Source organism: Roseivirga sp. 4D4, assembly GCF_001747095.1.
GTDB lineage: Bacteria > Bacteroidota > Bacteroidia > Cytophagales > Cyclobacteriaceae > Roseivirga.
In genome coordinates, this window is the sequence record NZ_MDGP01000001.1 from 431,386 (window position 1) to 445,205 (window position 13,820).

The following is a 13,820-nucleotide window of genomic DNA, read 5'->3' on the forward strand; positions in this document are numbered from 1 at the left end:
GGAGTTGGCCTAGGCCCTGAGTTTGTTGAGTATTTGATTAAGTGCTTTGAGTTCTTTTGTATTAAGGTTATCAGTGATTTGATCAATAACAGACATTTCATCATCAAGCTTCTGGAGCAGCGCTAGACCGTTATCCCCTATGAATACCTGTATTTTTCTTCCGTCATGAGGGCAGGGCCTTTTCCAAATAAGGCCTTTTGCACAAAGTTTATCTACCAGGCGAGAGGCATCAGCATTGCCAATGATCATCTTTTCCCTGATTTCCAGGGTACTTATAGGTTCAGATTTTTGACCCCGAAGTATTCTCAAAACGTTTAATTGTTGCAATGAGATACCATAAGGTTTGAGTTGCTCTGTCATCTGCTGACTCAACCAATAACCTGTATATAGGATATTCACACGAGTCTGATGATGATCGTTCTGAAATGTTCCTTTTACCAATTGTTCGTCTAGGGTCATTTTGACTCAAATCTATAATCTAATACAATGTTGTAACACGAATTCAGTATTACAAGTTTCACAACAAAAAAAGGCCAGTCCGACTAGTCGAACTGGCACTTTAACTCAACACTCAAATCAACTAACTCAATCTTTTACTATGATCTGGTAATGTGGTGTAGGGTTCAATGGACAGAAGTAGTTGTAAGTACCTGCCTTTAGTTCTACCACTTTAGAAGATGCTTTCTCACCATCCTTGATAGCTTTTGGTAAATAACCAGCTTTGATATGGTCACCTTCTTTGCCATTGACTACCGGTGCGATAACAAATCCAACCTCGTGATCAACGCCTGCATTTGTTACTTCGAAAATGTACTTCCCTGGCTTAAGCGTAAGCGATTCTTTGGTGAACTTACCTGGAGTTTGATCCAGTTTGATAACTTTTGCTTCTTCTTGAGCAAACCCTGTTGCCACAAATCCGATAAGCAGCGCCACAATCATTATTGATCTTTTCATTTTTCTATGTTTTTAAATAGTCTTTGTTCTTAGTGATTATACCAACTCCGCCTCTAGTTCTACAGGTTGTGCTGCTGGAAAGTCCACCGCAATCTGAGTAAGGTTGTGTACATAGTTGGCTAAAGTTTTATCTGATACCAGTGCGATCAAGTCGATCAAAGCGGCATTGTCAAAACCTTGTGCATAGAATGCTTCAACATTAGCTTCAGAAGCTCTTCCTCTATTTTCTGTGATGTCTTGAGCAAGTTTTACGATGGCATTTAGTCTAGCGTCTGCGCTACGTCCTTGTCTCAATTCGATAGTTTCTTCTTCGCTGAAACCATTCATTTTTCCTAATGCCGTGTGAGCTGCCTGGCAATAAGCACAACCATTTACTTGTGAAACGGCTAGATAAACAGCTTCTCTTTCTTTAGCATTAAATGTGCCTTTGGCTTGTGCTCCTTGGAATGTTAAGAATGAACTCAATGCGTTGGCTGAGTAGCCGATCGTGGCGTACAGGTTAGGCACCATGCCCACTTGTTGTTTTAAATTGTCAAAGATGCCTTGAGCCTCTGGGCTCACTTGTTCTCTTGTAGGTACTTCAAATGTTCTCATGATAATTGATGTTTTATGTTTTTCTGTATCTGTTTTCAAAATTCAAATACTAAACTAATGTTGCAACATCAAAGTTCAAACATTGAAATAAAATTTCCAAAATAATTCGACTGGAGAGGTTAACTACCTAAAAGTCAATCAGAAGAGTGTTAAATTTTTTTAAGGTTTTTTCGAACGGCAAGTCAAGGGAGTTCAGAGTTGATCCATTATGTGAAGATCCAGGCCCAGTAAATCAGCCAAAGCTGGACTGGCAGCCGGAGCCAAAGTAGTGCTCTGTACCAAGTTCGTTTGCCCTTATACTTCACTACCATATCAATGTTCGCAGGAAACACACCGATCAAAACAGCGATAATACCCCAAGCTCCAAGACTTTGAGTGTCTGGGAAAAGCAATAATACCCCAAAAAGGATTTCAAGTGCTCCACTGAGGTAGACCAACTCAAGGTGGTAGGGCAGGTAGCTGGGCATGATTTTGATATATGCCTTTGGCTTCCAAAAATGAGGGATTCCGGCTGCTATATACATAGCAGCCATAAAATACAATGATTGATTTTCCACAAGCTTATATTTCTTGCAGATCGAATGGTAGAGATCTCATCCGCTTACCTGTCAGATCAAAAACTGCATTCGCCAAAGCAGGAGCTATTGGAGGAAGTCCTGGTTCGCCAACACCACCTGGTGCCTCGTCATTTTCCATTAGATGCACTTGAATATCTCGAGGCGCTTCATTAATGCGAAGCATTCTGTAAGTATCAAAGTTTGACTGCTGGGCAACTCCGTTTTTAAAGGTGATCGGATCTTTTAGGGCAGCAGTTAAGCCATAAATGATATTGCCTTCGGTTTGCGCTATCACTTGGTCCGGATTCACATAAATACCGCAGTCAACTACTGAAACCACTTTAGGAATAGATACTTTGCCATTCTCTTTTTTCAAGAACACAGCATGAGCGACTATGGAGCCAAAACTTTCAACAATAGCAATGCCCTTGCCCTCATTTGGTCCTAGTTTTTCATTCCAGGCTGACTCTTCTTCCAATTTCTCCAAAACCTTGACAAACCTTGGTTCTGACTGGAGTTTCGTTTTTCTGAATTGCAACGGATCACTTTTGAGTTCAGTAGCAATTTCATCGATGAAGCTTTCATGTGGAAAGGCATTGGTGGAACCAAAGACTGAGCGCCACCAGTGTATAGGTATCTGGTTTTTGTACTCGCTATACCTTACGGATATATCATCAAAGTCATAGTGGGTATTGATCGCCTCCATCACTTCAAAAGGAACACGGCCATTGGATGCTCTTCCTTGCGTAGTAATGGCTGGACTAACCACTTTATGTTGCATACCAATCCTGCCATCCGAATTCGTTGTCATGGTCATACGATGATAACTTGTTTGTCTGAAGGGGCCTTGCATTGTATCATCTTCCCTAGACCAAATAAGCTTGACTGGCTTCCTAAGGGTCTTAGATATCTGAAAGCATTCCTCAAGCGAATCGTTCATTGATCTGCGACCGAAACCTCCGCCAAGAAAGGGTAGGTGTACTTTGATTTTTTCTTCTGCTTCGTTATCAGGGATGCCTAATTGTCTAGCGAATTGCCTTTGTACCTGAGGGCTTTGGCTTGGAGCCCACACCTCAACAGTATTATCTTCTCTAACATGGACAGTAGCATTCATCGGTTCCATACACGAGTGTGCAACATGTGGAAGCCTATAATGTGCAGTTCGGACTTTTATGTCTCCCGTAGCACCCCTTTTACCTTTACTCTGTTCAAAATCTCCTTTTTCGAAGTGTTCCAGTCCATCTTCCTGAGCAAGTTGGGCCATGTCAGTGTTGATACTTTCAGTAGAGATTTGTGCAAACTCTGCATTATCCCATTGCACGTTGAGTTTTTTTCTGCCTTCGATGGCCGCAAAATAGGTTTCTGCAACCACAGCGATACCGGTGTTCTTTTTGCCGTAGACTGTGCGTGTAACTTCCATTACTTCAACCACTCCTTTCACAGCTTTTGCAGCATCGGCATCGAAGCTGGTTACCTTTCCTTGTAAGGTAGGGCACCTTTCTATCGTGGCATAAAGTAGGCCTTCTGTTTGTGCATCAATGCCATAGTCTGCAGTGCCATTGACCTTACCAGCAAGATCAGGGCGATGGGTGGCTTTTCCAATGATGTTGAAGTCAGCTTTCTTCTTTAAGGTCGGTTTTTTAGGAAGGTCAAGCTTGGACGCACTGGATACAAGATCGCCATAGGCCAATGAGTCTTTGGATCCTTTCTTGTAAACTACCCCTTCTTTGACTTCACAGGAAGAGGCATCAATTCCCCATTGCTGGGCCGCAGCTTGTACCAAGACTTCTCTTGTAGCTGCTCCTAGTTGTCTCATGGGCATAAATAGACTTCTAACACTTCTACTACCACCAATGGATTGTCTTCCATACCTTCTGGATGCACTGGCCTTAACAATGGTCACCTGATTCATTGTTACACCTAGCTCTTCAGCAATTATTGCCGGAATGCCTTGAAAGATTCCTTGTCCTAACTCTGGAACATGGGCCATGATGGTAATCTCACCACTCTCACTAATGGTTACATATGGATTGATTTGTACACCATCGATCAAGTCTTCCGGCATGATCATCTTCAGCGTACTCTCGTCAGAACCAAGAGCGAGGGTATCGAAACCAACGGCAAGCATTGCGCCCGCCATACCTGATACCTTCAAGAATTTTCTTCGATTGAGTTTATTTGCTTCCATTGCTGATTTCTTTTGAGGCCAGGTGAATTGCTTTTCTAATTCTGTGATATGTACCGCATCGACAGATATTACCGGACATAGCTTGGTCAATATCTTCATCACTTGGTGAAGGATTCTTTTCCAAAAGAGCAGAGGCTGACATGATTTGTCCAGACTGACAGTAGCCACATTGTGGAGCCTGTACTTCTAACCATGCTTTTTGAACCGGGTGTGAACTATCTTCAGAGAGCCCTTCTATGGTGGTGATCTCCTGTCCGACAATTGCGCTTACGGGAAGAGAGCAGGACCTCACAGGGTTGCCGTTTAGATGCACGGTGCATGCCCCACACTGAGCAATTCCACATCCATATTTTGTTCCGGTTAGGCCGACTTCGTCTCTAATTGCCCAGAGTAAGGGTGTTTGAGCTTCGGCCTCAATAGTATATTCTTGACTATTGATTTTGAGTTTGTAGGTAGGCATGTCTTGAAGATTTGTACCAGTTAATTTAGCGAATTACCATGGATAATGCTCATGTTTAATTTTGCGAACTCTTTGTGTTGGACTATGTTTCGTTCACAAACGACAAAAGTCCGACAGCCCCAATTCACTTGTCGCTTCTCGAGAGGACTTCCGCCCTTTTTCGATGGCATTGATTTCCTATATAAAAAGCATTTAATTGACCTTTGCTGACTAATACTTAATTTGTAGTAAAACTTTAACAGAATTAGATGGCGGCTACAAAAAAGACTTTCTTGAAATTTTTCTTCGAGTTGGCAATTGTAATCATTGGTATAACGATCGCCTTTACCTTAGATCGATGGAATCAAGAACGAACGAATGATGACAAACTCGAGACCTACTTGAGTTTGTTGGCTTCAGACCTCAAGGCTCAAGGAGAAGGTATAGATGGTTCCACTCGGGTTGTCAGCGATGTTTTGGATGCCTACAAAGAAATGGTTAAGGGCTTAGAGGAAAATGAACCTATTGATCAACTATTTAGTGATTACTTCAATAGAATGCAGAGCTTTTCCATTTTTAAAAGAGAGGGAGCCAATACCTATTCAATTATGCTGCAAAGCGGAGATATACAGCTGATTCAAGGCATTGTTTTGAAAAGTCAGTTGTTGAACCTTGAGACTGTGTATAATAGGATTCAGAACTTTGAAAGCTCTTATTTGGAAAAGCGAGATCAGATGCTCGACCCATTGATTGTCCAATACTTTAACACTTCAACAGAGTCTTTCGAGAATTTGAATACGGTCAATAAAAGGCAGTTTCAAAATAGGTTGTATCTAATAATGGATTTATTGGATGCACTATTATATGCTTATAGAGATGCCAGTGAGGAAATTGAGTCTGTCATCAATGAGTTAGAAGACGTATAAAAAAAAGATCCAACCTGAACAGTTCAGGTTGGATCTTTTTTTAACAATAGTATCTGCTTATCGCTTTTTCTCAATAGCAGTAGCTTCCCACTTATTGTTGTCTTTGTTTACATCAGCCATTCGGCCTGATGGGTCGATTACAACAGAGGCAATTTCTGAGATAGGCCTGTCAACCGTTAAATCATAAGTTGGGTGAGTCCATGGCCAGTCTTCGTGAACGACTCTTTTATCAGCTGTTTCAGCTGGTTTTTCACCTCGCATCATTCTAAGGGCCATATAGTGAACCTCTTTGGTACCGTCAGTGTACGTCACAACAACATCGATCGGCATTGGCATCTTGTTTACCCTTTCCAGGCTGACCTTGGTCTTTTGCCCCTCGCCAACAACGTCTTTAATACCATAATCAATTTGCTTAGTAGTATAAACAAAGTACTCATTGTACCAGTCTAGCTCAAGTCCAGAAACATCTTCCATTACACGTAGAACGTCATTTGGATTTGGGTGCTTGAATTTCCACCGATCAAAGTACTCTAGGAGACCACGATCTCTTGCTTCTTCACCAATTACATAGCCCATCTGGCTCATCCATACCGCTCCTTTGCCATAGGCCTGAGCACCATAGATTCCATTCAAATCATAATGATCAGAGTGTGTACTCATGGCTTCTTCTCTACCGCTTTTAGCTGCCCTTAAGTAACCACCTTGTCCTGATCTTGATCCAATATTCTCTAAAGTGGTAGCCGGTGCAGACTCACCTTTCATGGTACGAGATATGTGTTGAGAAATACGCGAGGACGCATATGAAGTAAAGCCCTCATCCATCCAAGGGTGAAGCGCTTCGTTACTACCTAATACGCCATGATACCAATCGTGCATAGATTCGTGAATGGTTACACCCAGAAGACTTCCTCTATTACCAGTAATTAGAGTAGACATAGGGTATTCCATACCTCCGTCACCTCCCTGAATCACAGAGAACTGCTTATATGGGTATTGGCCAAAGTACTTGTTGGCATACTCAAATGACATCTCAGTCAAGGGTCTTAACTTTTCCCAGTTTTCTGTATTCTGACCTTTTTGATGCAGGAAGTGAAGTACAGTCCCGTTTTTCATTGTCAGTTTATTGTGCAGGTAGTCTGGGTCTGCAGCCCACATAAAGTCATGAACATCCGGGGCAATGAAGTGCCACTCAAGTTTGCCGTCAACTACTTTTTGGTTGACAACATCTCCTGGGTTTTCATAGCCATGACCAATTTCAAGCGGGTTTTGAAGGTAGCCTGTACCGCCCACTACATAATCCTTGTCAATTTTAAGCTTTAGCTCAAAGTCTCCCCATACACCATAAAATTCACGGCCTATGTATTCGTCTGCATGCCAGCCCTGGTAATCATATTCAGCCATTTTAGGAAACCATTGTGCCATTGAATAACGCACGCCTTCGGCATTATCTCTACCAGTTCTTCTAATTTGCACAGGTACTTGTGCTTCGAAAGTCATATCAAAGGTGACTGTTTCACCAGACTTGATCGGTTTATCGAGTTTTACTTCTAAAATGGTTCCTACTACCTCATATTCGAGGTCTTTACCATCTTTCTTTAGTGAGAAAATTTTCTGATAGCCAATCTCATCTTCCGATAACTTGGAAATTCTATCTCCCACTCTTCTGTCAGGATCTTGAATGGTACGCGATCTTACATCCATCATACTTCCAGGCTGGAACGCATTGAAGTAGAGGTGATAAAAGACCATATTGAGGTCGTCAGGAGAGTTATTGGTATAATCTAACTTCTGAACGCCCTGATAGCGGTTGGTTTCAACGTCCATGTCAATTTCCATGTAGTAGTTTACACGTTGCTGCCACCGTTCATTGTCACTTCTATTCGCCTTCCCTTGTGCCATCACCATGGTGGATGCACCTACAAAGAGAAGCGCCTGAAACAATACTCGTCTTATATTCATAATCCTCATTTTTTATTCTAGGCAGGAAAATATCAAAGTTTAGAGTCCCCAACAAATGATAATGTTTGAAAGGAGGGATTACCTGATTTTATACCTGATTTGAAATTTGATATCTGTTCTTTTATTCCCGTCTATGGTTTCAAGTCCCGTGCCAATTTCGCTAAGGTCATGGAAAGTGGTCCTCGCGATCCTCACCCATATGTTTATTTGTGTACTCATTCGATAGCTTAGCAGTAGATAGTTTCTAACACCCTGACCACTATAACCAGGGATCGAAAATGCATAGAGTACATCTCTTTCATAGACATACTGTCGATTTTGCTGTCCTTCTGTATCGAATATGGCATGCCTGAGGCTAACCTTCAGGTCAAGCAACTGGTAATTCAAATCTTGAATTATGGCATAACCATTAGTCAGTTCATCTGAGATATTAAAACTGCTCCATTGAATCCTTGTCTGAAGACTCAGGGAGCTTGTCACTTGATACCGGGTATTCATTAAGTATTGAAGTTTTCTGCCAGTTGCAACAATTTTGGTATCGTCTTCAAGGCTTACGTTCTCATCTTTACTTTTGCCTCTAATCTGCAGGTAAGTGCTTGTTATTGAATTGGGGTTAAAATTGAGGCGTAGAAGAAAGTCATTGCCTTGGGAAGGTTTATCTACTCTGAATTTAAGCCAAGGAAAGTGGAAAGAGTCGTAGTAGGCAGATAGATTGAATTTACGGTTTAGCTTATACTTAATGCCCCAATAGACGCCATTCTCATTTATATTTCTACTATTCTCCCCAAAGGCAGAACCTCTGATTGAATGAAAGTCTTGTTGATAATTTCTCAGAACAAACCCAAAATGGATTCTTTTGGAGAGATAAGTGGTAAAACCGACAAGGGCACCCATCCCTTGGCTTTTTGAAATGGCAGCCTCTCCGAAAAAGTTCAGTCCCTGTAAATAGGTGCTCCCATAGATGCCAAGGTTGAAGTTCCGGTTCCCTGAAAATTCGAAAAGGTTATAAGCCTGATTACTCCTTTGAATAGGAATTGAGAATTTGTTGAATGCTCCTAGAATACCAACCTTACTGCGTTGATCTGGATGATACCCTAGTGCGATACCGTATATCTTTTCGTTGACCTGATGTCTATTCTCAAGCTCTCTTTGAGTTCTATGCAAGCCTGTCAGTTGGATGGTGGAGAAGTTGCTTTCTGAGTTTACTGAGGCTTCAGTGATATTTGCGTCTTGATTGAGGCTTGAGATGAAGATGGTGGTCGAAACCTTGGAATTGAGGACATGAGTAGTAGCCAGTCCTCTCATAAATCCACCCTCAACTACTGAAGTGTATGGAGTAATTCCAATACTAGCGCTTTCGAGTATATTTATCGTCTCAGAACCTTTCCCTGTTGAAAAGCCGGAACCAAAAATCAGTCCTTGGCCGAACTGAAGTTGATAGTCTCCAGCAATGATCTTTTTCCACTTGCCTTGATTTTGAAGCATAGCATGACCAGACCAGAAGTCCATCCCGTAGTTTCGATCCTTCGGATTCCATTTTATGCTTTCTCCCGCATCTTTTTCTGTTGTAAAACCAAGGCTAAAATCTCCAGGTTTGGAAACGCGATAGCGTAGGTAGAGCTTGTCAGGAGAACCAAAGTAGCTCTCTTGATCCGGAATGTCTTTATTTGCATATCCTCGTTTCTCCTCTAATACACGCTCGTGCCTGAGGATAAAGTAATTGTTCCTTTCACTCAGTATCCTTTTAAGTAAAGGTTTATGGTCAAGTCCCTTTGGTGATAAGGTGATAAAGGGCAGCAGGTCTTTGACCACTTCTAAGTCAAAGCCAGAAACATATACTAGTTCATAGAGCGAATTGAGCTTCCCATTAGCCGCACGATATTCAAGAAAGGCCTGAATCTGATCGCTGGAAAGAAGCCCAAGGTTGATTAATCCTTGTCTGTCGATTTGATTGATATCAATGGGGTTTTCATAAGCCAACAAGAGTCTTTCGTAGAGATCTTCAAAGCTTGAACCCACTTCTTGGTCATTGATGCGTTTTTCTACAAAGCTTTGCAAATCGAATTCCCTCTTGACTTGGGCGTATAAACCGTTCATTGGGATAAACAAAGCAACTATAATGAGTTGTATCGAACACTTCATCTCTTTAAAGAATAGATGATGCCAATACTGTGGAGCATTCCGATACCCTGCCCAGACCTTAAACCATAGTCAATCGTGAATGCCTTTAACACCAGACTGGCCCCAAATGAATGCCTATTTGTTGTGGGAGAAATTCCAGTACGGAGGACCATTGTCTCAATGAGTCTATAGGCCAAGCCCATCTTAATAATGGGGTCAAGTCTGACATCCTTCTCAAATTCTGCATAAAGATTCAATTCATCCGTTGGGTGGTAGTCAATAGAAGCTCTAACAATCACAGGTATTTTTTCCTGAATATCTCTTGAGATGTTGGATTGAGTGAAATTGTAAATATGAGTTCCAAGTGTCAGTTCTGGGCCTAGATTGGTTATAGCACCTATCTCTGATACAAGAACAGATCGCTTACCAAAGCCGTCAATGTATAACTGCTGAATAGCAGTTTTGAAGCCCAGATTTACAATCCCAATTTTCTGAGCCAGGGCCAGGTGGAGCATTTGTGTATTGAAAATCTCATCTCCAAATTTGGAAGCCCCTAGACCAAAAGTGCCAATGCTCGATGGGAGGTTGATACCTGCAAATACGCTATTGAATGGCGAGAAATCGAGGATGGTTTGGTATCCTGCAATACCTGAGATCTCATTGATGTCGGCCAACCCTGCGGGATTGTTAAAGATAGACCAGTCTTCAGAGCCTATGGAAACTATGTCACCTAAACCTATTGAAACAGCCCCATTTGGGGGTGTTCCGGCCAGCTGACTCCATAGAGTAAGATTTAAAGTGACACAGCTAATCAGAATTATTGATAACCTGCGCACGCTTTAATATAATAAAATCAATTACTGATATTGATTTTAATTATAAAAAATAAACTTAAAGCGCTGACTTGAAGTTGAAGAACAGGCCGGTAGTTCCTTCTCGGTTAATGCTATACTCGAGACGGAAGACAAAGTCATAGTAGGTGACTATATCCACACCGAGACCAATACTCCCAATCCATTCGTTGTTAAAGAAGTTGTTTCGTGTAGAGTCGATCGGATTACCAGCGTAGCCCGCGTCCATAAAGATTTTAAGGTAGAAGGCATAGGGCAGCGTTCTAAACTGGTTGATCAAGCTTCTTCTGCTCAGTTCCTGTACGCCTTCCAGCACTTTAAAGCGGAGTGCCGTTCTGTTGGATATATATCGATTACTTTCTATCACAAACCTTTCATAGCCTCTGATGAAATCTGGTCGGTAGCCAAATCCAGACCTAACAAAGTAAGGTATGTTCTGTGCTGAGTTATTGTAGGCATCGATGCGGTTGGCAAAGTAGAACTTATCATTTATGTTGAAGAACTTGGCATATGTCAATCGAGTAGTGAACATGTTGAAGTCATTGAAGCTACCAAGTCCGAATTGATTCAACTGAACTGTAAGTAGACTCCCGGTCAATGGGTAGGCTATATAGTCTCTCTTGTCTAGGCTAAAGGTATAGGAAAGCCTCACGTAATTCTGTACGCTTTCATTTCGTAAATGGTACTCAGGATTAACGTCTCTAATGGTGTCTCCAACAGAAGACCTTACGTAGCCCACATTTAGGCTATGTCGAGTATAGAATGACGGGCGAATAGTGATGGTTCCACTTGTGCTGAAGGCTCTTCTGATTACGTTGTCACTTTCAACAAACTGGGCCCTATGCGCAATGGAGTTGACTCCCACGGTCTTATTGGTAGTGTAACTTGTTGAAAAGCCCAGACCAATAGTCTGATCTCGGTTAATATATGGAATTTGGTAACTGAGTGACATCTGCTTTGCGAAACCAAATTGGGCTCGGAACCTAAACCGATCGTTGCGCCCTGTAAGGTTGGTATGAATGAGTTGAGCACCATAATTAACCCGAGAGAAATCTCGATTTTGATTGACCCACCATTCGGTGAAGTTTCGGTCTGCCAATTTGAAAATGGGTAAGGGAAAGATATACCACCTTTCCTGAAGCCTAATGAGAACATCGACCTCTTTCTCAGACATGAACAGCGGAACAATTTCCACCATTACAAAGAGCCTCGTATTGGTAAGCTTCTGCTGATCTAAAGTGACTTTTTCAGCGAAATCAGCCAGTTTCAGGACTTCACCTTCCTGAAAATCGAGCTCTCGTAAGATGATTTCTAATTTTGTTTTGTTGTTGCCGGTGACATAGATTTTGCCAACCCTTACTGTAGAATCGGGGTTAAGGTCGGCTACAGTTCCGGTTTGAGCAAAAGTCGGTGTCGCAAAAACACAAATCAATAAAACATACCACCAGCCATTATTCTTCAACACGCTATTCTATAGATTTTCTCGACTTTATAAAGACCCTTATGAGGATGAATACCCCTAATGCCAACAAAGGAATACTTAACAATTGTCCCATGTTATAGGTCATTTCATCTTCGAAAGCCACTTGATTTTCCTTGTATGTCTCATGAAACCACCGCAAAGCGAAAATGTAAACCAAGAAGATTCCGAATAATAAACCTTCTGGGGTTCTTTCCTTATACTTTATCCAAATGCCCAACAAGATGAAGAAAAGGATCAATGAGGTTGCTGACTCATAGAGCTGTGTCGGATGACGATTTATTCCCCATGTGTGAACCGTGACAACCACTTTTCTATTGATCACTTTCAATTCGTAATTAAGGGGTTCATTGCCTTGTGCATAATGCTCTCTAACACTACCATAGCCGGTCAATATTCGCTTCACATTGTTTTCGATAATCCTCCTCGCATCTGGTTCTGATAGTTGAGAGTTTTCGAACGTTAGTGTGAGATCCACTGGTACTATACCAGGAGCAGGCCTTTCGGTAGAAACTCCTTTCGAAGCTTCAGCTTTTTCAATTCCTAAACCTGCATCTTCTATCATTTCTTCCGCAACACGACCAAAGACTACACCATAATCCGTACCAGTAGGTTTTCCTACAATTTCGGAATTGACAAAGTTGCCCATTCGAATGAATACGGCAGCCAGCGCAACAGTAATGACTATTCGATCAATTATCCAGAGCCAGCTCTGACCTGCTCTCTTTTTCTTCCTGAACTTAAATCGAAATGGAGACCAACTCGCATCTACAAAGTAATTGCTATAAAGGTACAGGGCTAAAGGAATACCAAAAGCGGCTCCATGACTGGCAAGCCCACCTTCCCATGTTCTGAAGAACATTAGTGGGTCGGCCAGAAACCTTTGAGGCTCATAGAATACCAAATGGCCTAGCCTTGCGCTTATGATGGTGGCAAGGACCATGTGTACCGTCAATGTGTCTACGTTTAATGGATCTTTGCCTTCTTTCTTGAAGATGTTTACCATTATTTGGTAACCCACAATAAAACCCATGGCAAACAGGACACTATACCACACAGGTGGCTGAATGTCCTTGATAATTTCCCGCATTGGGTCCCAAACGATTTGTAGAAGCATTTTGTACTGTTTTATAGAATCAACAAATATATGGGAATTACGAAAAGGAAAGAGATTCCGTATGGTAAAGGTTGATTAATTCTTCAGAACCATTTAGACCACTATTGATACGAGGAGAGACACCTACCAGTATTCAAATATCTTGGAAATCTTACCGTTTTTGAACTCAAAAAGAGTCATTTCAGCATCCCCTCTCTGGGAGATTCCATCTTTCTGTTTCCTTACATAGTGCTTTTCAACGGTAACTGCATTAAGACCTACGATCATGTTAGCCACGTAAATGTCTGATACGGACCCATCATAGCCACCGTTTTTCTGGTTTCTTAAGTATCCGTTGTGAAGATCTTTCCTTGAGTATTCACCTCCATACTTTGGGTGAACATAGACAAAGTCGGGCGTAAAAAGATCAAAGATTCGCTCTATATCATCAGGCGAAGAGTTGGCCTGGAAAACAATTACATTAAGCCGATAATATTCATTGACTATATGGACAAGAGAATCTTTAGCTGTGATCTGTTCTTCCTGACCTGAAACGGTAAATGAAAAGAGGTATGAGAACAGAAGAATGAATAGGGTTCTTTGAAAGTACTTCATGCCAATACTGTTTGCTCGAAGTAATTAAAGTCATTTATCG

Annotated in this window: 13 protein-coding genes; 1 reads left to right on the forward strand and 12 read right to left on the reverse strand. The window is 41.7% G+C overall.

Annotation, left to right across the window (positions count from 1 at the left end; all coding sequences use genetic code 11):
• Window positions 1–9: 9 nt before the first annotated feature.
• The 6 genes from BFP97_RS01790 to BFP97_RS01815 form a co-directional block, all read right to left on the reverse strand.
• Entirely contained in the window at window positions 10–459 is a 450-nt protein-coding gene (locus tag BFP97_RS01790; RefSeq protein ID WP_069840775.1) for a MarR family winged helix-turn-helix transcriptional regulator, read from the reverse strand.
• A 126-nt stretch (window positions 460–585) separates the two neighbouring features.
• Window positions 586–954 (reverse strand): cupredoxin domain-containing protein, encoded by a 369-nt coding sequence (locus tag BFP97_RS01795; RefSeq protein ID WP_069840776.1) that lies wholly within the window; start codon window positions 952–954, stop codon window positions 586–588.
• Between the two features lie 36 nt (window positions 955–990).
• Window positions 991–1,548, reverse strand: coding sequence for a carboxymuconolactone decarboxylase family protein (locus BFP97_RS01800; RefSeq protein WP_069844155.1), 558 nt, complete (start codon window positions 1,546–1,548; stop codon window positions 991–993).
• 206 nt (window positions 1,549–1,754) lie between these two features.
• On the reverse strand, window positions 1,755–2,105 hold the full coding sequence (locus BFP97_RS01805; RefSeq protein WP_221406583.1) for a DoxX family protein: 351 nt from the start codon (window positions 2,103–2,105) through the stop codon (window positions 1,755–1,757).
• 4 nt (window positions 2,106–2,109) lie between these two features.
• Window positions 2,110–4,293, reverse strand: coding sequence for a molybdopterin cofactor-binding domain-containing protein (locus BFP97_RS01810; RefSeq protein WP_069840778.1), 2,184 nt, complete (start codon window positions 4,291–4,293; stop codon window positions 2,110–2,112).
• The gene (locus BFP97_RS01815) at window positions 4,280–4,753 is read right to left on the reverse strand and encodes a (2Fe-2S)-binding protein (protein WP_069840779.1); all 474 of its coding nucleotides are present in this window, start codon (window positions 4,751–4,753) and stop codon (window positions 4,280–4,282) included. Before BFP97_RS01815 ends, BFP97_RS01810 begins: the two co-directional genes overlap by 14 nt.
• Window positions 4,754–5,001: 248 nt before the next feature.
• Here BFP97_RS01815 and BFP97_RS01820 point away from each other — a divergent pair, with 248 nt between their 5' ends.
• Complete coding sequence (locus BFP97_RS01820) at window positions 5,002–5,658, forward strand: DUF6090 family protein (protein WP_069840780.1); 657 nt, start codon at window positions 5,002–5,004, stop codon at window positions 5,656–5,658.
• A 57-nt stretch (window positions 5,659–5,715) separates the two neighbouring features.
• On the opposite strand, the gene BFP97_RS01825 is transcribed toward BFP97_RS01820, so the two are convergent.
• From BFP97_RS01825 to BFP97_RS01850, 6 genes are all read right to left on the reverse strand, one after another.
• Window positions 5,716–7,617: a M1 family metallopeptidase gene (locus tag BFP97_RS01825; RefSeq protein WP_170827383.1), complete on the reverse strand. Its 1,902-nt coding sequence runs from the start codon at window positions 7,615–7,617 to the stop codon at window positions 5,716–5,718.
• 78 nt (window positions 7,618–7,695) lie between these two features.
• Window positions 7,696–9,714, reverse strand: coding sequence for a ComEA family DNA-binding protein (locus BFP97_RS01830; protein ID WP_170827384.1), 2,019 nt, complete (start codon window positions 9,712–9,714; stop codon window positions 7,696–7,698).
• Window positions 9,715–9,755: 41 nt separating this feature from the next.
• Window positions 9,756–10,574 carry a hypothetical protein gene (locus BFP97_RS01835; protein WP_069840782.1) on the reverse strand — a complete coding sequence of 273 codons (819 nt, stop codon included), beginning with the start codon at window positions 10,572–10,574 and terminating at the stop codon, window positions 9,756–9,758.
• A gap of 55 nt (window positions 10,575–10,629) precedes the next feature.
• Window positions 10,630–12,054 carry a BamA/TamA family outer membrane protein gene (locus tag BFP97_RS01840; protein ID WP_069840783.1) on the reverse strand — a complete coding sequence of 475 codons (1,425 nt, stop codon included), beginning with the start codon at window positions 12,052–12,054 and terminating at the stop codon, window positions 10,630–10,632.
• Between the two features lies 1 nt (window position 12,055).
• Window positions 12,056–13,186: a prolipoprotein diacylglyceryl transferase gene (locus BFP97_RS01845; protein WP_069840784.1), complete on the reverse strand. Its 1,131-nt coding sequence runs from the start codon at window positions 13,184–13,186 to the stop codon at window positions 12,056–12,058.
• 123 nt (window positions 13,187–13,309) lie between these two features.
• Window positions 13,310–13,780: a nuclear transport factor 2 family protein gene (locus BFP97_RS01850; RefSeq protein WP_069840785.1), complete on the reverse strand. Its 471-nt coding sequence runs from the start codon at window positions 13,778–13,780 to the stop codon at window positions 13,310–13,312.
• Window positions 13,781–13,820: the final 40 nt, after the last annotated feature.

Bases quoted from the DNA above. Each gene is read 5' to 3' on its own strand.
- BFP97_RS01850 (WP_069840785.1), bottom strand. From the start codon at position 13,780: ATGAAGTACTTTCAAAGAACCCTATTCATTCTTCTGTTCTCATACCTC.
- BFP97_RS01815 (WP_069840779.1), bottom strand. From the start codon at position 4,753: ATGCCTACCTACAAACTCAAAATCAATAGTCAAGAATATACTATTGAG.
- BFP97_RS01800 (WP_069844155.1), bottom strand. From the start codon at position 1,548: ATGAGAACATTTGAAGTACCTACAAGAGAACAAGTGAGCCCAGAGGCT.
- BFP97_RS01820 (WP_069840780.1), top strand. From the start codon at position 5,002: ATGGCGGCTACAAAAAAGACTTTCTTGAAATTTTTCTTCGAGTTGGCA.
- BFP97_RS01830 (WP_170827384.1), bottom strand. From the start codon at position 9,714: ATGAACGGTTTATACGCCCAAGTCAAGAGGGAATTCGATTTGCAAAGC.
- BFP97_RS01795 (WP_069840776.1), bottom strand. From the start codon at position 954: ATGAAAAGATCAATAATGATTGTGGCGCTGCTTATCGGATTTGTGGCA.
- BFP97_RS01825 (WP_170827383.1), bottom strand. From the start codon at position 7,617: ATGAATATAAGACGAGTATTGTTTCAGGCGCTTCTCTTTGTAGGTGCA.
- BFP97_RS01845 (WP_069840784.1), bottom strand. From the start codon at position 13,186: ATGCTTCTACAAATCGTTTGGGACCCAATGCGGGAAATTATCAAGGAC.
- BFP97_RS01790 (WP_069840775.1), bottom strand. From the start codon at position 459: ATGACCCTAGACGAACAATTGGTAAAAGGAACATTTCAGAACGATCAT.
- BFP97_RS01810 (WP_069840778.1), bottom strand. From the start codon at position 4,293: ATGGAAGCAAATAAACTCAATCGAAGAAAATTCTTGAAGGTATCAGGT.